Source organism: Brevibacillus reuszeri (assembly GCF_002897295.1).
Taxonomy (GTDB): domain Bacteria; phylum Bacillota; class Bacilli; order Brevibacillales; family Brevibacillaceae; genus Brevibacillus; species Brevibacillus reuszeri_A.
The window spans coordinates 451,288-469,602 of sequence record NZ_BEXF01000001.1; the positions used below are offsets into that span (position 1 = coordinate 451,288).

Genomic DNA, 18,315 nt, shown 5'->3' on the forward strand with positions numbered 1-18,315 from the left:
TAGCCTTCAGGGGTTGGAGCATCCTCGATGATATGCAAGAGAGATATTTTGGTCAGCATGAAGGGAAGAGTGGAAATGCAGGGGGTTCAGCACACATCGGGGAAAATTCAGGAGACGACCACAAAGCAAAGTCAGGTGCAAACTGACTTGGAGAGATGGGTGGAGCGGTTTCGTGGAGATGCAAGTAAGGGTAAATGCGCTGCGTACATTCCTGCTCTGGCAAAAGCGAATCCAGAACAGTTAGGAATTTGCGTCATTGGTCAAGACGGAAAAAAACTGACAGCGGGTAATTGGGAGGCAGCCTTTACTTTGCAAAGCATTTCAAAGGTGATCAGCTTCATCGCTGTCTGCATGCATCACGGAATACTGCATGTGCTGGATAAAGTGGATGTTGAGCCTACTGGGGATGCGTTTGACTCTATGATTCGCTTGGAGATGCACAAGCCAGGCAGACCCTTTAATCCGATGATCAATGCTGGAGCGATTACGGTCTCTTCCCTGCTGCAAGGCCATTCGACGCAGGAAAAATTCGATTCTCTGACGTCTATTATCGAGAGCATGACAGGACGGAGGCATCAAATCAACGAGGAAGTGTACGAGTCCGAGTGGAAGACAGCCCATCGAAATCGTGCCCTCGCACATTATTTGACCGCGACGGGCTTCCTTGGCTGCCCAGCGGAAGAAGCACTGGAGGTATACATCCGCCAATGCTCCATAGAGGTGACGACAGAAGATATCGCGATGATCGGGCTTGTTTTAGCCCATGACGGCTACCATCCGCTTCGCCAGCAGCAGCTTTTCTCCAAAGAAATAGCGCGACTGACGAAAGCGCTGATGGTAACCTGCGGGATGTACAATGCTTCTGGCAATTTCGCCGCCTTTGTCGGAGTGCCAGCCAAGAGCGGAGTATCTGGCGGGATTATGGCTGCCGTCCCTCCAAGAGGAAGAAAGGGAGAGACGCCATTTGGCGATGGCTGCGGAATTGGTGTTTACGGCCCCGCTATTGACCAGTACGGAAACAGTGTGGCCGGAACAGCGCTGCTAGGGCAGATTGCTCGCGATTGGGACCTTTCGATTTACTAAACAATCAAGCTGTCAAGGCATAAGCAACAAGAACTCGCCAAGAGGATGGCGAGTTTTTTGTTCACACTACATAAAGATGAGTACAGCAGAGAACAGAAGCATGAAGAAAGCGTTGATTGCCATGATTGGCTTGTGCCCAGCCCGGAACAGATGGGCATGAATCGCACCGAGCATTAAGATGATAAACAAGACTGCGACATACTTCATAAGAGCCGGCGCCCAAAAGGCAGCGAGCATTCCGATTGCTCCGAGGAGCTCTAACGAAGCGATGACATCCATAAACCAGAACGGGTACCGATACTCGTTCCAATGCTGGACCATCGATTTGCTGCGGGAAAATTTCAAGCTCGCTGAAAAGGTAAACATGCCAAACAAAATAACTTGAAAAATGGCTGTAAGGATACTCAAGCTATGCACTCCTTTCAATAGAAAGCCCATCGTTCTGCTTTCCAGACATAGTATAATGGAACAAAGCACGCCGAATATGTAGGGCAGACTACACTGGGAGAGGCAGGGGCACTTGGGTGGACAAGAGCAAGTTTTTATCGCGGGTCGATTTGTTTCAAAAGCTGAGCAAAGAGGAGCTCATACAGATCGAGCCGATTACACCGATGAACACAATCAAAAAAGGAACCATCATTGCTTCCCCCCAGCATGGCGGGAAGCTCTTGTATTTGGTCAAGTCAGGAATGGTCCGTTTATATAAGCTGTCAGAGGGCGGAAAAGAGCTGACCGTAGACTTGTTGGGTGTCGGTCACATATTCGGGGAAATCGGGTCCTTCACAATCAGCTCCGAAAACATGTATGCCGAGGCGTGGGAGGACTGCGTCATCTGTACGATTAACAAGCCGCAGTTTGAACAGCTGATGCGGGAAAAGCCGGAGCTGGCCCTGCATTTTATCGAGATTATCTCGACACGCCTGAAAGAGGTTGAAGAGATGATGGAGCATATGGCATACGGGAGCGTGCGAAAAAGATTGCTCTTTTTGCTGCACAAGCTCTCGGAAAAGTTCGGCTCGGGTACAAATCAGGAATGGATTGAGCTGGAGGTGAAGCTGACGCATCAGGAGCTGGCAAGCATGATGGGTAGCATCCGTGAAACTGTCTCCGAGCAGTTAACCGAGCTTGCAGCAGAGGGTATCGTCAGTAAGGAAGGACTGCGCAAACCTCTTCGTGTTCATCCCGAACGATTGAAAATGGCATGGGAAGTATGCAGATAGTTTTCTTATAACGGTGAGGAAAAATCGATGCTATAACGTAAAAGCATCAAGGAAAAGGGAGAGAACGATATGCTGGATGTCGCTGCTTGCGGGGAGCTATTAATTGACTTTACCCCTACGCCACATGCGGAAAAAGGAAAAATCGCTTTTGAGCAAAACCCCGGAGGTGCACCGGCGAATGTACTGACTGCATTATCGCGTTTAGGCAAAAGGACTTCTTTTATCGGGGCTGTGGGGAACGATGCTTTTGGTCAGTTTTTGAAGCAGACCTTGCTCGACTTGAACATTGGGGTAACGAGTCTGATCATGACAAGCGAAGCTCCGACCACGCTTGCCTTTGTACATATTAACGAACATGCCGATCGTTCCTTTCATTTTTATCGCAATCCGGGAGCAGATACGCTGCTGCGTGATACAGACATCGATGCGGAGCTGGTTGCTAGGGCAAGTCTCTTTCATTTTGGCTCCCTCTCGCTGACGCATGAGCCTGCGAGAGCAGCAACGAGAAAAGCAGTGGAGATTGCGAAAAACAACCAGCGCCTCGTTTCGTTTGATCCAAATTATCGAGCATCTCTGTGGGACGATGAAGATGAAGCGAAAAGAATCATTCTGTCTGGGATCAGCCAAGCAAATATCGTCAAGCTGTCCGAAGAAGAGGTTGCTTTTTTGACGCCCACTGGTAACGTGAATGAAGCTACAGATTGGTTGATTCAGGAGTATGGAAACCAGCTCATTCTGGTGACGCTCGGGGCAAAAGGCTGCTTTTATCGCACGCAAAATCACAGTGGAATTGTCCGTGGCTTCAAGATTGATGCAGTTGATACGACTGGTGCGGGGGATGCTTTTTTCGGCGGCATGCTGTATCAAATTTTGGAGGCAAAAGAAGACATCGCGACACTCTCACAGACAGAGCTGGAACAAATGATTCGCTTTGCCAATGCCGTCGGCGCACTTGCCACGACGAAGACAGGAGCCATTCCCGCCATGCCGACACTGGAAGAAGTGGAGAGGTTCATAGAGCAAAATACACGATAATAAGAGAGCCTGGAGCGTTTTCTCCTGTTTCCTTCTCCACACAAAAGCAGGACAATTGAGCAGGGCTAGTAGTATGATAATTCCGCATTTTCCCGAGTACCTCTGCTATACTAAAGGAAGAAAGTTACTTGATGGGGGAAGTAGGTATTCATCATGATTTTTCTTGAAGTCATTTTGCCTGTGTTACTGATTTTTCTCAGCGGTTATATTTTGCAGCGCATCTTCAAGCTTGATCTCAAGCCGATTTCGACGCTAGCGATCTACATTTTGACGACGGCTCTGGTTTTCCGCACCTTTTACAAAACGCAGCTCGATTTGCAGCTGTTCTACATCGTCGTCATTTCCATGCTGCTTTTGGGGGCATTGATCCTCATCACACAGCTGACTGCGCGCTTCTTTCACTACGATAAACAGCAGGAAAGCGCGTTGATGCTGTCGACTGCCTTTATGAACAGCGGGAATTACGGGACGCCAATCATCCTCTTTGCCTATGGAGATGCCGGATTTGTCTATGCTGTACAGATTATGGTTTTTCATTCGATCATCATGGGCGTCTTCGGCGTGTATTTTGCTTCCAGAGGTGGAGGCGGAGTCGCTACAGCAGTCAAAGCGATTTTCAAGCAGCCGTCCAACTATGCTGTCGTGCTTGCGATTCTGCTTCAGCAACTGAATGTGGTCATTCCGGAGAGCTACTACCAAGCGATCGATCTCGTAGCGCAGGCGGCTATTCCCGTCATCATGCTCATTCTTGGAATGCAGCTGGCGAATGTGTCATCGCGTACCTTTGAGTGGCAGGGGCTTAGCGCAGCAAGTGTGATCCGTTTGGTTGCCTCACCGATCTTGGCGTATGTGATTTGCCTGTTCTTCCCGATCGATCCGCTTTTGCAAAAAGTATTAATTATTTTAGCTGCGATGCCTTCTGCTGCGACAACCGCAATTTATGCGATTCAGTTTAATATGCGTCCACAGTTTGTTTCCAGCAGTGTGCTCGTGACGACAGTGATGAGCGTTGGGACATTAACTTTTTTGCTAAACCTTTTGCACTAAAGAGAGTGTGACCAGGGAACATAATATGGAGATTATTAGCAACCAATTGGCTAGCATGCGGAAGGATATGGGAGTATTCATACGAATAGGACCGGTCATTACGGTTAACTGGCTCTGACCACGTAAGAACGGTTGATATCACGAATTTTCAAAATTGTTGTTATGCTAAGTAAATGATAAGCTATTTGTATCGCAATAATTTCATATCGGGCCTAGTTCCGTGACAAACGGAAACGGGGGAACCACTCTTGGGGTTAATTCTGTGCATTCAGAAGGGATGCTACCTGCCATCCTACCCGTCAGCTAAAGCAGATATTGCATACATTTCGTTGCACTCGCTTATTTTGCGTGCGATTTGACTGTTGCTCTTTCCTGAGCGCAGGCTCGCATGTAATCAAGCTTATTTATCTATATATGTATGTACGAGATCAGTCGACTCATTTGCTTTCGTCCCGGATGGCCTCCAGACGCGAGCGGTGTGTCGACTTTTTTCTGTTCATAAATCACTTTCGAGAAAAGAAGAGGTGTTGCGAATGATTGCCTTTCACAACGTGGCAAAGAGCATCGGGGATGTGTCCATTATCAAAGGAATGGATCTTCAAATCGAAGCAGGGGAACTGTTTGTTCTGATCGGACCCAGCGGTTGTGGAAAGACTACGACGATGAAAATGATTAATCGCTTGATCGAGCCTTCTGCTGGGAGAATTGACATCAACGGGGCTGATATTTCCAAAGCCGATCCGGTGGAGCTGCGCCGCAATATCGGGTATGTCATTCAGCAGATTGGGCTATTTCCCCATATGACCATTGGGCAAAACGTTGCCTTGGTGCCGAAGCTGAAAAAGATGGAAAAAGCGCAGTACGAGAAAAATGTAGATGAGCTGCTAGACATGGTAGGGCTTGATCCAAAGGTGTTCAAGGACCGCTATCCAGCCGAGCTGAGCGGAGGGCAGCAGCAGCGTGTGGGTGTCATTCGGGCGATGGCGGCTGATCCGCCAATTATTTTGATGGATGAACCGTTCAGCGCACTCGATCCGATCAGCAGAGAGCAGCTGCAGGATGAGCTTGTCCGGCTGCAGCGAACGATCAAAAAAACGATCGTGTTTGTGACACATGACATGGATGAGGCGATCAAAATTGCGGATCGCATCTGCATCATGAATAACGGCTCTGTCGTGCAGCTGGATACACCGAACCGTTTGCTCCAGCGGCCTGCCAATGAATTTGTAGCCGATTTTATCGGTGTGAAGCGTCTGCGCAAGGTGCAGGAGCTGCCCGGGCAAGGTTCCAAAAAAGCGACGCTTCCACCACGATGGAGTATTTCGTAATAGCGGGGTGAGACGATGAGTGATTTCTTTCAATTCGTAACAGAAAGACATGAACAAATTTTGTCCCTGACTTGGGAGCATACCTATATTTCTTTCATCGCTGTCATCGCAGGCTTTTTGATTGCTGTTCCACTCGGCATTGTGTTGACTCGAACAGAAAAGCTGAACAAATACGTGATTGGGTTCGTAAACATTTTGCAGACGATCCCGAGTCTGGCGCTCCTGGGCCTTATGATTCCCTTGCTCGGAATTGGGGTCATTCCTGCCATAGTTGCCTTGTTCCTCTATTCTCTACTGCCTATGCTGCGCAACACGTTCACAGGCATTCGAGAGGTGGACCCAGCTCTAAAAGAAGCAGCGAGAGGAATGGGCATGACGAGCCTGCAAATCTTGTTCAAGGTTGAGCTGCCTATGGCTCTTTCGATTATCATGGGTGGATTTCGCACGGCTACGATTTTTACGATTAGCTGGGCTACACTAGCTGCTGTTATTGGCGGCGGCGGATTAGGCTATCTTGTCTTTACAGGTCTCGGAGTGGCAAATGACAGCATGCTGTTGACTGGAGCAATAGCGACTGCTTTGCTCGCAACTGTCGCTGATTTTATTACACAGAAAATTCAGAAATTATGTACGCCAAAAGGCTTGAGAAGCAAGCGGGCAAATTAAGGGGGAAGCACACAAAATGAGATATAGATGGATGAGTAGCATCATTATGGTAGTGATTACCGCATTACTCGTAGCAGGCTGCGGCGGTGGAGGGAACGTAGTCAAAATTGGGCATCAGGCTACTTCGGAGCAGACGATTATCGCACAAATGCTGAAGCAGCTGATTGAGGCGAATTCCGACATCAAGACGGAGCTGGTCGGTGGCCTCGGAGGAACGCCGGTCGTGCTCAAGGCGATGCAGAACAACGACATCCAGATTTCTGCGATTCGCTACGTTGGGACAGATCTTACCAGCAGTCTGGGTTTAAATGAGTTCAGTAAAGACCCACAGGAAGCATTTGATCTGGTTAAAAACGGGGTGGCGGAAAAGTTTGACCAGCTGTGGTTCCCATCCTATGGCTTTGATAATACGTATATTTTTACCGTTCGCAAGGATGTTGCTGAGAAGTACAATCTGAAAAAAATTTCCGACCTCACAGCACATGCAAAAGACATGAACATGGCGTCTGACGCACCGTGGCTGGAGAGAACGAACGACGGTTATCCAGCCTTCAAAAAAGAATACGGCTTTGAGTTCGGGAAAACAACGCCAATGGACATCGGGTTGGTTTACAAGGCCGTCGATAAAGGAGATGTGGATATCGTCCTCGCTTATTCTACAGATTCACGCCTGAAAGAGTACAACCTCGTGACGCTGGAAGACGACAAGCACTTTTTCCCACCGTATGGTGCATCGCCAGTCGTTCGCAACGATACGTTGAAACAGTATCCGCAGCTGGAAGAGCTTATCAACAAATTGACTGGAAAAATAGATACGCAAACGATGACCGCCTTAAACTATCAAGCCGACATCGAAAAGCTTGATCCAGCAGATATCGCCAAAAAGTTTCTGGTAGAGCAAGGCTTGATCAAGGAATAAAGGAGGTGCTGGCTTTGGAATTGTTTGTTGGGACGATCGGCTATATGGCGAAGTACTGGACGCAAATTTTGGAGCTGACGGGAGAGCATCTCTACATGAGTGTCAGCGCGATTTTGATCGCGATCCTTGCAGGCGTGCCGCTGGCGGTATTCATGACGCGAAATCGAACAGTGGCTACGGTCATCCAGACGATTATCAACATCATCCAAACGATCCCGTCTCTGTCGCTTCTACTCATCATCATGATCTTTTTGGGCTTGGGGTACAGTACAGCGATTGTCGCACTTGCGTTGTACGCTCTCTTGCCGATCATTCAAAATACGTATGCAGGACTGGAAAATGTGGACAAGAATTTGGTTGAAGCAGGAACAGGGATGGGGATGACCCCGATGCAGCTGTTAACGAAAGTGAAGCTTCCGCTGGCTCTACCGATCATTTTGGCAGGAGTTCGAGTTGCGTCTGTCGTCTCCATCGGTGCTGCCACGATTGCCACGTTTGTCGGAGCTGGCGGCCTGGGTGAGATGATCATGCGTGGAATCTCTACAACTGACGATCAAAAGATTTTGGCAGGGGCTATTCCAGCAGCGCTCCTGGTTATTCTGGTCGATATGCTGCTCGGTCTGATTGAGAAAAAGGCTGGCTATCGCATGCATACTGTGAAGACGCAAAAATAAGCAACAGCCATGTTTAAGGCTTGAGCGAAGTGAACATAAGGAGGGGTCTCATGATCCAAAAGCTCGTTTGTTTGGGGGACAGTCTGACGGAAGGCTTCGGTGTGAAAAAAGTGGCGGCATGGCCTGCTTTGCTGCAAACCGAGCTTGGCATAGAGGTTGTAAACAAAGGAATTTCCGGCGATACAACGGCGGGTATGCTGGGGCGATATTACCCTGATGTTATCATGCAAAACCCTTCTCATGTACTGATCATGGGTGGAGGCAACGACATGTGGTGGAATGTGCCGATTAATGTGATGCTGGCCAACGTTTACGCTATGGTCAAACAAGCGCTGCATTATCAAATTACCCCGATCATCGGGATATCGAGTGCGGGCTTTAACCATCAGAATATTGATGCAAACACCGTTTGGGAGCCCATCGGCGGCTACGAAAAGCTGCGGGAATCAGGAACAATCTATGCCATCGAGCTTAAAAAGATGGCGCAAACGAATGGATGGATGCTTGTCAGTCTGCAAGACCTTTTCCTGAATGCGGAAGGGAAGGTAGACCACAGCTTTTACGAGGGTACTGACGGCTTACATCCCAATGAAAAAGGGCATAAGAGAATTGCCCAGGCAATAGCTGAGAGCCTGATGAAGCAAGCAGCGGTAACGAGCTGATACATCGTGCTCATAACAAAAGGAAAGGTCTGATCACTGAGATCAGGCTTTTTTTGTTCAGAAATCTTCTGAAGGCTAGGCAGTGACCCCTAGCGGGAGGAAAGCCATTCAAAACGAAACAGTTTTCATTTAAACTAGTAAGATACAAGCACGTAAGCGGAGAATGATGCGGTACAGGAGGCGAACCCTATTATGAATTCTGTGGAAGACATGGCACAGCGCGATCCTATATGGTAACTTTTTTCTGAATGTTCCATCAACACTGGCGTAACCGGGTTTCTAACGAAATAAAAAGGAGGCTTACATGAGCAAATTAGCAGGGAAGGTAGCAATCGTTACAGGAGCGGGACGAGGGATTGGAGCGGCAACAGCTAAACGGCTGGCAAGTGATGGAGCCAAAGTCGGGGTGTTTGATCTGAAAGAGGAGTTTACTGCGGAGACGGTTTCCGAGATTCAGGCAGCAGGAGGAGAAGCCATCGGTCTCGCATGTGATGTTGCAGATGCATCTCAGGTTGAAAGCGCCGTTACATCGCTTGTGAATCACTTTGGTGGTCTGGACATTTTGGTGAACAATGCAGGGGTCATTCGGGATAATTTGCTGTTCAAAATGTCTGAGGATGATTGGGACACGGTGATGGACATTCATTTGAAAGGCAGCTTTTTAATGAGCCGCAGTGTCCAAAAGCATATGGTTTCGCAGCGCTATGGGAAAATCGTGAATCTTTCGAGCATATCTGCTCTGGGGAGTCGTGGTCAGGCGAACTATTCAGCAGCCAAGGCAGGCTTGCAAGGCTTTACCAAGACGCTTGCGATTGAGCTTGGTCCCTTCAACATAAATGTGAATGCAATTGCTCCGGGGTTTATCGCCACAGATATGACCAAGGAGACCGCCAGACGAATCGGTGTCAGCTTTGAGGAATTTGAAAAGGAAAGTGCTGCCCAGATTCCTTTGCGCAGAGCTGGAAAGCCGGAGGATATCGCAAATGTTGTCTCGTTTTTGGTGAATGAGGAAGCAAGCTATGTGTCCGGTCAAATCATTTATGTCAGCGGGGGACCAACAGTCTGACCATCTAGTGGATCATGAAGGGCATGTTCTAGTGAAGAAAGCTCTCCAGCTTCTTGGGTCACTGGCCAGGAGGTCATCCCTGCACGGTTCCATGGATGTGCCCCAAAGAGCTTCGCGTCTTTCTCCTTTTTTCAAGTCAGCTTGGTTGTTCCACTCGCTTGTTTTGGGGCACGCCCTTGTTAAATTGCACTTAACAGCTGCTTTTGTAATTTATTGTCGAATGATTATCCTTGTTGACGAATTGATAATCTTTTATTCTGAGTAAGGCATAATTTGTAAAAGAGTGGCCCGAAAGAATCATTTTGGTGCCATTCTTTCTTTTTTTTCGACAGTCGATATTGCTGGAAATGCTATGGAGAGGGGAAAGCTTGTGAGGAAGTTCCTGTTTATTATTGTATGTATGATGTACTGTTTTTTACTGGTTGCTTGTTCAAATTCAGCAAGTAAACCGGAAAACAGAATCCTTGGTCACTGGATTGAAAAGTCGAAAGATCCTGATATTCCGGATACCCATTATTTTATTGCAAAGGACATTGTTACATGGGTAGGGGAAGGGAAAAATAGTGAAATTAAATATGAAATCGTGGAAACAAAGCCTGAAAATAATTGGATAAAAATCAAGTACGATGCCGGCGGTGGATTGAGAGAGTTTCATTTCCCGCCGTATAGTGAACAAAGCCAAACGGAAAGTGTAAAAACAAGCTTTGAAATGAATAACTTTTTAACAGGTGAACCTGTAGTTGGAGAATCTACCTGGGAGTATGCAGATAATAAACAAAAGCCTGATGATCCAGAAATGGCTGCTGCCTTGGTAGATCAGTTATATAGCACGAAAGAAACAGTAAATATTTCACTAACGGAAATGAAAAAGCAGCTAGGAACTGATTTTTACAATTTTACCTGGAACGAGGAAGCTATTACTCCTAATACAAAAGTGATTTCAGCTCGGGACCTAGATGGATTGCTTTCTGTTAAAGCCATTACGTATAATCAACAGCTAAAGAAGGTTTCATTAACTTATTATCAAAAAAACGATTCGAAGGCAGCCATGAAGAGTATGATTGGATTTATTGCCTTCCTACAAACTGCTATGCCTGATGTGTATTATGAAGAGCATTTGCAATGGATCACGAAATCGTTCAAACAAGTTCAGGAAGTGGAAGGGAAAGCAGGGCACGTTAGTTACAAAGGGCAGCACTATGATTGGAAATATGATGATGAGCTGAAAGCAATTGAACTAAGTGTAATTCATGATAAATCAAAAACAGAGGATGAAAAATCCGGAATACCGACATTCCCTCTTACTCCCTATCAAGGGATCGGGATTACACGTAGTGTATTTGAGTTATTTGATAAAGACGTAGAGTATACACTAACGGATGGGAGTCCATATATAAGGCGGAAAATGATATTTTTGAAAGAAAAGGATGAAAAAGGAAGACCAGTCATGACAGGAAAAACGGCACGTAATGATGTAATTCTCACTGTGACTGGGCGGGATGATAATGTGAAATCAGCCAAGATGCAGATACATAAAAAGGTGTCTGAGCTAGATCTTGATATATATTTTGACAGGATGTGGAAAATAGCTTCTTTTTACAATAGCACGATTAAAGAGCGTCCAATTCCTGATAAATATACAAAGTGGTACGAGCAAGCATTTGAGGAATTACTAGAGAAGAACACAACCCAAGAAGCTGTAGTTGGAGATAATATTGTAACGTTGTCATATGAAGAACCTTATTATGAGTTTCAGATATTCATCAATTTAAACAAAGAGTAACACCTATTCTAAAACGATCTTGATTCTCACGATTAGTGAGATCAAGATTGTTTTTTTTATGCGTAGCCCCCCACTGGATTATATACGAATAATTATGCACTCAAGCATGGCTCATAAGATTCACTTAAAAAGCTGACGGAATCCCCGATGCAAGTGTTCCAAGAATCTGCAGCGTTTTCTCCTTTTTCCTCCCCACCACAGCCGCTCGACCTGCCACCACCACAAATCATCTATACCTTATAGAAATGTCTGATAATCAAAATTTTCTAAAAAATGATAGTGTATTCGTAAATAAATCAATCCTTATCTCAGGGGGCGAGCAATATGGGTAGAGGGACAACTATCAAAAAAATGCTGACAATGGCAACGGCTATATCCATGTCAGCATCACTTTTGGCCGGATGTGGAGCGAATACGGCTGCACCCGGAGCAGGGACGGGCACAGATGCGCCAGCCAAGCCGCTAGACGCGACAACAGACCTGCAGCCGAAAAAAGGTGGCACGCTCACTATTGCTATTAAGGACGAGCCCGATCAGCTGGACATTCAGAAAACGGGGATGGCAGTTGCGAATCAAATCGCAGGGAATCTCGGAGGCGGGCTGGTTACGCAAGATCCGGAGACATTGGAGTTTAAGCCGTATCTGGCTGAGAGCTGGACGGTCTCCGAGGATGGGAAGACTTGGAATTTCGTCATTCGTTCCGGGGTGAAGTTCCACGATGGGACACCTCTGACAGCCAAATCGTTCGCAGACACCTATCAACGTGCGCTGAATCCAGAAACAGCGGCAAAGGTAGCAGGAAGCAACTTATCCGAGGTAGCGTCCGTAGAAGCACCGGACGACAAGACACTCATCCTGAAATTAAAGCAGCCCTTTGCGCCCTTATTGCAATATTTGAGTGATCCGGGCTGGCTACAGCCACTATCAATGGAAGCGATCAAAAAAGCAGGAGACAAATACGGACGTCAGCCCGTCGGGATTGGTCCGTGGAAATTTGAGAGCTGGGAAAATGGTCAAAGCATCTCGTTTGTCCGCAATGAAGATTACGCGTGGGCTGATCCGATTGCCAAAAACCAGGGGCCAGCCTACCCGGACAAGCTCATTTATAAATTCATCAATGAAAATCAGACGATGCTGGCTGCATTGGAAAGCGGCTCAATCGATATCGCCAGCAAAATCGAAGCGAAGGATGTCAAGAAATACAAGGATAATCCGCAATACGAGGTTAAGGAAATGCTGCGCAACGGTCTTGGCCTATATGTGATGATGAACACACGCAGACCAGTCTTCACAGAGCTGGAAGTGAGACAAGCGCTGAACAAGGCAATCAACAAAGAAGCGATCATGAAAGCGGTGATTCAAGGAGAAGGCGTTGCTGCTTATGGACCGTTGCCTCCATCTTTGTTTGGCTACGATGAAGCTGTGCAGGAATACGGCTACAAATATCAGGCGGACGAGGCGCGGGCACTATTGGAAAAGGCAGGGTATACGAAAAACGCACAAGGCTTTTATGAAAAGGACGGCAAGCCGCTCAAGCTGGAGATTTTGGCGCAAACGGGTACATGGGCACAGGCGGCGCAAATCATTCAAGCGATGCTCAAGGATATTGGTGTGGAACTGAAAATCGTCACACTGGAATGGGGTGCGCTCGTGGATACTGCGACAAAAGGAAACTATGACATGACACTGATGGGCTACACGCTCAATGACCCGGATGTTCTCTACCTGTTCCTGCATTCCAGTCAAATAGCGAACGGTCTGAACTTCAGTGCGGTAAAAGACGACAAGCTAGACGAACTGTTGGTCAAGGGAAGAACGACCGTAGACAGTGTCGCACGCAAGGAAGTTTACAAGGAAGTTCAAAAGTACGTCGTGGAACAAGCGTGGTGGATTCCCATATACACAGAAAAACAATTCAACGTCGTACGTAAGCCGGTCGAAGGTGTACGCGTTCATCCATTGCGTGGGCTGATGTATCAGGATAGCTGGGTGAATCAATAATGAAGCAATTTATTATCCAACGCCTCGGTACAGGTTTGATTGTACTCATCGGCATTTCGATCTTTTCCTTTGCGCTGATTCATCTCATTCCGGGTGATCCGATTCGCATCATGCTGGGAGAAAATGCGACAGCTGAGCAAGTACAGGCGCTTCGTGAGCAATTGGGACTGAACAGGCCGCTGCTTACACAATATTTTCACTATGCGGCGGGAGTGCTACAAGGGGATTTGGGGACGTCCTTCAAAACTGGACGTCCCGTCCTCACAGAGATTTTGGAGCGCTTTCCAGCTACCGTCAAGCTGGCAGCAAGCGGAATGCTACTAGCAATCATTATTGGTATTACGATGGGAATCATCGCAGCTAGATTCAAAGACACCTTCCTTGATTTTTCAGCTATGAGTCTCGCTACATTAGGTGTTTCGATTCCGAGCTTTTGGCTGGGCATCCTGCTGATCATGTTGTTTACAGTCAAGCTGGGGTGGCTTCCGATTGCTGGAGGAATCGGACTAAAGGATATTGTGCTGCCGGCAGTCACGCTTGGCGTCCTGGCCTCGACGGTCATCAGTCGATTGACACGCGCCGGGATGGTAGAGGTGCTTTCCTTTGACTACATACGCACCGCTCGTGCCAAAGGGCTAGGAGAGGGGGCAGTCCTTTTCATCCATGCGTTTCGCAACGCGATGATTCCGGTAGTGACGATCGTGGGATTGCAGATCGCATCATTACTGGGAGGAACCGTGATCATTGAGCGTGTTTTTGACTGGCCGGGTCTGGGCTCGCTCGCGATCGGTGCGATTGCCTCCCGTGATTTCCCACTTGTTCAGGGCATCATTTTGTTCATCGGGGTTATCTTTGTCCTGATCAATATATTGGTCGATATTTTGTACAGCTTCATTGATCCGCGTATCGAAGTCGGTCAGCCAAAGGAGGGGACGTAAGATGAGTCAAGCAACGCCTGCCCTGCCTTCGATTCCTCCGGCACCCTCGCAAAAAGAAACGGGCAAGACGACGTGGATTCGCGAAGATAGCTTGCTCGAAAAGCTCTGGCGCAATCGGAAGGCACGTTACAGCTTGGGGATTTTGCTCATCGTGATTGCGGTCGGGATTGTTGGACCGTGGCTGGCACCGCATGATCCGACGCAACCATTTTATGAAGCATTGCTGAGCGGTCCCACATCGGATCACATGCTCGGTACCGATTCGATTGGGCGTGATGTCTTGTCCAGGCTTCTGCATGGAGCGAGGGTAACGCTCATGGTCGCGGTTATGGCTGTATCGATCACATTCTTTACCGGTACCTTTATCGGAGTAACCAGCGCATTTGTCGGGGGAATGGTTGATCAGGTGCTGATGCGGATCATGGATATTTTGCTGGCGATTCCGAATATCATCATGGCGATGGCGATTGTGGCGATTCTAGGACCAAGCCTGACGAATGCGATGATTGCAGTCGGTATTGCCGGAATTCCCAAATACGCTAGACTAACTCGCGGCGCGACGCTGTCTGTCAAGGCATCGGGTTATGTGGAAGCAAGTCGAGCTGTAGGAACGTCTGGGGCCGGAATTCTTCTGTTTCAGATCATGCCCAATATCATGAGTCCACTTCTTGTGTATACGACATTGCAAATCGGAATTGCCATCCTGGATACAGCTGCCCTCAGCTTTATTGGACTGGGAGCACAACCCCCCACGCCAGAATGGGGGACGATGCTCAGCGAAGGAAAAGAGTATATTCATGATGCCTGGTGGCTGGCAACCTTTCCAGGCTTGGCCATTACGGTCGTCGTTTTCACCGTCAATATTTTAGGGGATGCCCTGCGGGACATTTTTGACCCGAAATCAGCTTAAATACTTTTTGTCAGCGGCAGCTTGCGATCCATGGCTTTGACTGCGTGAATAAAAAACTCGACGAGATCGCGGTTTGCCTCACGCAAGCAAATGATTTCAATTTTGCGCGTGAGCTGTGCGAGGGGCTTGGGGGAAATCTCATGGAGAAGCCCGTTTGCCAGCTCCTCCTGCATGCACAGCTGTGGCAAAAAGCTGATTCCTACTCCACGCATCACCATCTTTTTGGCAGCCTCAAAATTGTCAACCTCCATCATAATGTGAGGATGAATCTGATTCCGATGATAATGCCGCTGCACCATCAGCCACTCCATCGTACCGTGTGCAAGGACGATATGCGGTTCCCGTCCCACCATCGACCAATTTAGCTTGCCTGGTGGCAAGGTGGTGAATGGATGGTGGGGAGGGACGACAAGCCGCAGCGTATCTGTATGCAAATGATAAGAATCAATCAGCGGATGTGAAACGGTACGAACGAGACCGAAGTCTGCTTCCTTACTCAAGACTTTTTCCATGACGTAGGCAGAGGACCCGACAAGAATTCGCAAATTGACACCAGGGTATTTTTCTCGATAAATAGGAAGAATTTCTGGGAGAATATGGGTCGACATAAGCAGTGTGCAGCCGATGGTTAGATTTTTTGCGGAGACGGGTTGTGCGCAGAGCGTAGTAGAAATTTCTTGGTAGGCTTGCAGTATTTTTTGTGCGTACGGGAGAAATTGCTTCCCGCGCTCGGTCAGGGTAATTTGCTTTCCATCCCGATGAAACAAGGGGCCTTCTAGTTCCCGTTCCAGTGATTGAATTCTCGCAGTGACCGAAGGCTGGGTCAAATAAAGCGCTTCAGCTGCCTTGTTGAAACTACCAAGCTGGAATGCATAAAGAAATGCCTCAATATTATCCATATTCATGACAAGAACCCCTTTCAGAATAGTTTGATATTTTGTTTCGGCGTAAAGTATAACACAATGGAGCATACGTGAATGCGGATAGGAGGAACCAGATGGAGGGGAAACCGCCGGTTCTATCAGTAAAAGGCTTGACCACGCAATTTATCGGCAGAAAAAATACGTCTGTGACGGTCGTAGACGGCGTTGATTTACTCGTGAAAAAAGGAGAGACCCTGGGAATTGTCGGCGAATCCGGGTGTGGAAAAAGCGTGACCTCTCTCTCAATCATGCGATTGCTAGGGAAAAACGGAAGAGTAGTTAGCGGGCAGGTCGAATTTGAGGGGAAAGATTTACTCACCCTCGAAGAAAAAGAGATGCGCAAAATCCGTGGCAATCGGCTAGCGATGATTTTTCAGGAGCCGATGACCTCACTCAATCCGGTGCTTACGATTGGCAGACAAATCGGAGAAGTGCTTCAGCTGCATACACCACTAGGGTGGGAGGAACGAAAAAAACGGACGATCGAGCTGATCGCCCAGGTTGGCATCCCTCGTGCGCAGGATATATTCGGAGAGTATCCGCATCGCTTGTCCGGAGGGATGAGACAGCGAGTGATGATCGCGATGGCGATGGCATGTCATCCGCAGCTATTGATCGCGGATGAGCCGACCACTGCTCTGGATGTGACGATCCAGGCGCAGATGCTTACCTTGATTCGTGATATGCGCGCAAAGGCAGGGATGTCTGTCATGCTCATTACTCATGATCTGGGTGTGGTAGCGGAGATGTGCGATCGGGTACTCGTCATGTACGCTGGGCAGGTTATCGAGTCGGCCGATGTACGTACGCTACTCCGCCATCCGAAGCATCCGTATACGATGGGACTGATCCAGGCCGTTCCCCATAATGCGAGAGGAAAGAAGCGTTTGTACGCCATTTCCGGCAATGTGCCTTCTCCCGGAGAGTGGCCACAGGGCTGTCGATTTGCGCCCCGATGCCAGGAAGCGAAACCGATCTGCCACACGCAAAATCCGCCACTTTTAAAGATGAAGGATGGCTCGGAGTGCAGATGCTGGCTGCATGAACCGATTGCGACAGAAGAAGCAGCGGAAGGGAGGGACGCAATTTGAGCAAGCCTATCCTGGAGGTAAAAGGGCTAAAAAAGCATTTCGCTGCAAAAAGCGGATGGTTACAGCCGACATCCTTTGTACAAGCCGTGAATGGGATCAACCTGACGGTGTACGAAGGGGAGACGCTTAGCATCGTCGGAGAATCAGGCTGCGGCAAATCGACGACAGGTCGTTGTCTGCTTCGTCTTTTGGAACCAACAGCAGGAGAGGTATGGTTTCGCGGGCAGGATCTGACCAAGCTGACTGGAAAACAAATGCGCAAGATGAGAAGCCAATTGCAGATCGTCTTTCAGGACCCTTTTGCCACCTTAAACCCGAAGCGGACGATCCAAAGCATTTTGGAGGAGCCACTGATCGCCCAGCAGGTAGAGAAAGCGAAAAGAGCTGAATTAATAGAAGAGACGATTCGGATTGTTGGTCTGAATCCCTCTCATCTCAAGCGGTATCCACACCAATTTTCGGGAGGACAAAGGCAGCGGATCGGGATTGCTCGTGCGCTCATGCTGCGCCCGCAGCTCATAGTGGCTGACGAGCCTGTTTCCGCACTTGACGTGTCCATTCAGTCGCAGATTTTGAATTTGCTGCAGGACCTTCAGGAGCAGTTTGGCATGACGTATATTTTCATCTCCCATGACTTGGGCGTAGTCGAGCACATCTCGGATCGGGTAGCCGTCATGTATTTGGGTGAAATCGTCGAGCTTGCTGCAAAAGAAGAGATTTTTCGCAATCCGCTGCACCCTTACACGAAAGCACTCATTTCCGCGATCCCAATTTCAGATCCTGACGAAAAAAGAGAAAGAATCTTGTTACAGGGTGACTTGCCCTCACCAGCCAATCCGCCAAAAGGCTGCCGGTTTCATCCGCGCTGTCATGCTTGCATGGATATATGCAGATCAGAGGAGCCAAAAGAAACGATAGTGAATGGGCAGATGGTGAAATGTCATCTCTATCATTCCTAAAAGGAGAGAA

Annotated in this window: 17 protein-coding genes and 1 pseudogene; 16 read left to right on the plus strand and 2 right to left on the minus strand. The window is 48.1% G+C overall.

Annotated features, from left to right (window positions below; all coding sequences use genetic code 11):
- Positions 1-75 precede the first annotated feature (75 nt).
- The gene (locus C3B52_RS02210) at positions 76-1,083 is read left to right on the plus strand and encodes a glutaminase (protein WP_103104644.1); all 1,008 of its coding nucleotides are present in this window, start codon (positions 76-78) and stop codon (positions 1,081-1,083) included.
- A 66-nt stretch (positions 1,084-1,149) separates the two neighbouring features.
- On the opposite strand, the gene C3B52_RS02215 is transcribed toward C3B52_RS02210, so the two are convergent.
- The gene (locus C3B52_RS02215; RefSeq protein ID WP_235615571.1) at positions 1,150-1,491 is read right to left on the minus strand and encodes a DoxX family protein; all 342 of its coding nucleotides are present in this window, start codon (positions 1,489-1,491) and stop codon (positions 1,150-1,152) included.
- A 116-nt stretch (positions 1,492-1,607) separates the two neighbouring features.
- Between C3B52_RS02215 and C3B52_RS02220 the strand changes: the two genes are divergently transcribed.
- The 13 genes and pseudogenes from C3B52_RS02220 (at position 1,608) to C3B52_RS02280 (ending at position 15,332) form a co-directional block, all read left to right on the plus strand.
- Positions 1,608-2,303 carry a Crp/Fnr family transcriptional regulator gene (locus C3B52_RS02220; RefSeq protein WP_164684670.1) on the plus strand — a complete coding sequence of 232 codons (696 nt, stop codon included), beginning with the start codon at positions 1,608-1,610 and terminating at the stop codon, positions 2,301-2,303.
- 69 nt (positions 2,304-2,372) lie between these two features.
- Positions 2,373-3,338, plus strand: coding sequence for a carbohydrate kinase family protein (locus C3B52_RS02225; protein WP_103104449.1), 966 nt, complete (start codon positions 2,373-2,375; stop codon positions 3,336-3,338).
- A gap of 153 nt (positions 3,339-3,491) precedes the next feature.
- The gene (locus C3B52_RS02230; protein WP_103104450.1) at positions 3,492-4,385 is read left to right on the plus strand and encodes an AEC family transporter; all 894 of its coding nucleotides are present in this window, start codon (positions 3,492-3,494) and stop codon (positions 4,383-4,385) included.
- A 533-nt stretch (positions 4,386-4,918) separates the two neighbouring features.
- Positions 4,919-5,644: pseudogene (locus C3B52_RS02235) on the plus strand (ABC transporter ATP-binding protein); the annotation flags it as partial.
- An 84-nt stretch (positions 5,645-5,728) separates the two neighbouring features.
- Complete coding sequence (locus C3B52_RS02240) at positions 5,729-6,379, plus strand: ABC transporter permease (RefSeq protein ID WP_103104452.1); 651 nt, start codon at positions 5,729-5,731, stop codon at positions 6,377-6,379.
- A 31-nt stretch (positions 6,380-6,410) separates the two neighbouring features.
- Positions 6,411-7,298: an osmoprotectant ABC transporter substrate-binding protein gene (locus C3B52_RS02245; protein WP_235615572.1), complete on the plus strand. Its 888-nt coding sequence runs from the start codon at positions 6,411-6,413 to the stop codon at positions 7,296-7,298.
- A 14-nt stretch (positions 7,299-7,312) separates the two neighbouring features.
- The gene (locus C3B52_RS02250) at positions 7,313-7,972 is read left to right on the plus strand and encodes an ABC transporter permease (protein ID WP_235615573.1); all 660 of its coding nucleotides are present in this window, start codon (positions 7,313-7,315) and stop codon (positions 7,970-7,972) included.
- A gap of 50 nt (positions 7,973-8,022) precedes the next feature.
- Entirely contained in the window at positions 8,023-8,634 is a 612-nt protein-coding gene (locus C3B52_RS02255) for a GDSL-type esterase/lipase family protein (RefSeq protein ID WP_235615574.1), read from the plus strand.
- A gap of 304 nt (positions 8,635-8,938) precedes the next feature.
- Positions 8,939-9,700: an SDR family oxidoreductase gene (locus C3B52_RS02260; protein WP_103104454.1), complete on the plus strand. Its 762-nt coding sequence runs from the start codon at positions 8,939-8,941 to the stop codon at positions 9,698-9,700.
- A 283-nt stretch (positions 9,701-9,983) separates the two neighbouring features.
- Positions 9,984-11,483, plus strand: a complete 1,500-nt coding sequence (locus tag C3B52_RS02265; RefSeq protein WP_103104455.1) for a hypothetical protein — start codon at positions 9,984-9,986, stop codon at positions 11,481-11,483.
- Positions 11,484-11,807: 324 nt separating this feature from the next.
- Positions 11,808-13,484, plus strand: coding sequence for an ABC transporter substrate-binding protein (locus C3B52_RS02270; RefSeq protein WP_103104456.1), 1,677 nt, complete (start codon positions 11,808-11,810; stop codon positions 13,482-13,484).
- The gene (gene nikB, locus C3B52_RS02275) at positions 13,484-14,422 is read left to right on the plus strand and encodes a nickel ABC transporter permease (protein WP_103104457.1); all 939 of its coding nucleotides are present in this window, start codon (positions 13,484-13,486) and stop codon (positions 14,420-14,422) included. The genes C3B52_RS02270 and nikB overlap by 1 nt, the downstream gene beginning before the upstream one ends.
- 1 nt (position 14,423) lies before the next feature.
- A complete protein-coding gene (locus C3B52_RS02280) occupies positions 14,424-15,332 on the plus strand; it encodes an ABC transporter permease (RefSeq protein ID WP_103104458.1) in 909 nt (302 codons plus the stop codon).
- Here the strand turns inward: C3B52_RS02280 and C3B52_RS02285 are convergent.
- Positions 15,329-16,237, minus strand: a complete 909-nt coding sequence (locus C3B52_RS02285) for a LysR family transcriptional regulator (protein ID WP_164684672.1) — start codon at positions 16,235-16,237, stop codon at positions 15,329-15,331. The genes C3B52_RS02280 and C3B52_RS02285 overlap by 4 nt on opposite strands.
- A gap of 92 nt (positions 16,238-16,329) precedes the next feature.
- Between C3B52_RS02285 and C3B52_RS02290 the strand changes: the two genes are divergently transcribed.
- Together C3B52_RS02290 and C3B52_RS02295 are read left to right on the plus strand one after the other, a co-directional pair.
- On the plus strand, positions 16,330-17,346 hold the full coding sequence (locus tag C3B52_RS02290) for an ABC transporter ATP-binding protein (protein WP_103104460.1): 1,017 nt from the start codon (positions 16,330-16,332) through the stop codon (positions 17,344-17,346).
- Positions 17,343-18,305: an ABC transporter ATP-binding protein gene (locus tag C3B52_RS02295; protein ID WP_103104461.1), complete on the plus strand. Its 963-nt coding sequence runs from the start codon at positions 17,343-17,345 to the stop codon at positions 18,303-18,305. The genes C3B52_RS02290 and C3B52_RS02295 overlap by 4 nt, the downstream gene beginning before the upstream one ends.
- The last annotated feature ends 10 nt before the right edge of the window (positions 18,306-18,315 follow it).

Excerpts from the sequence above, each read along its gene's own strand:
- C3B52_RS02240 (WP_103104452.1), top strand. The coding sequence starts at position 5,729 with ATGAGTGATTTCTTTCAATTCGTAACAGAAAGACATGAACAAATTTTG.
- C3B52_RS02280 (WP_103104458.1), top strand. The coding sequence starts at position 14,424 with ATGAGTCAAGCAACGCCTGCCCTGCCTTCGATTCCTCCGGCACCCTCG.
- C3B52_RS02230 (WP_103104450.1), top strand. The coding sequence starts at position 3,492 with ATGATTTTTCTTGAAGTCATTTTGCCTGTGTTACTGATTTTTCTCAGC.
- C3B52_RS02245 (WP_235615572.1), top strand. The coding sequence starts at position 6,411 with ATGAGTAGCATCATTATGGTAGTGATTACCGCATTACTCGTAGCAGGC.
- C3B52_RS02270 (WP_103104456.1), top strand. The coding sequence starts at position 11,808 with ATGGGTAGAGGGACAACTATCAAAAAAATGCTGACAATGGCAACGGCT.
- C3B52_RS02225 (WP_103104449.1), top strand. The coding sequence starts at position 2,373 with ATGCTGGATGTCGCTGCTTGCGGGGAGCTATTAATTGACTTTACCCCT.
- C3B52_RS02210 (WP_103104644.1), top strand. The coding sequence starts at position 76 with ATGCAGGGGGTTCAGCACACATCGGGGAAAATTCAGGAGACGACCACA.
- C3B52_RS02260 (WP_103104454.1), top strand. The coding sequence starts at position 8,939 with ATGAGCAAATTAGCAGGGAAGGTAGCAATCGTTACAGGAGCGGGACGA.
- C3B52_RS02255 (WP_235615574.1), top strand. The coding sequence starts at position 8,023 with ATGATCCAAAAGCTCGTTTGTTTGGGGGACAGTCTGACGGAAGGCTTC.
- C3B52_RS02285 (WP_164684672.1), bottom strand. The coding sequence starts at position 16,237 with ATGAATATGGATAATATTGAGGCATTTCTTTATGCATTCCAGCTTGGT.
- C3B52_RS02290 (WP_103104460.1), top strand. The coding sequence starts at position 16,330 with ATGGAGGGGAAACCGCCGGTTCTATCAGTAAAAGGCTTGACCACGCAA.
- nikB (WP_103104457.1), top strand. The coding sequence starts at position 13,484 with ATGAAGCAATTTATTATCCAACGCCTCGGTACAGGTTTGATTGTACTC.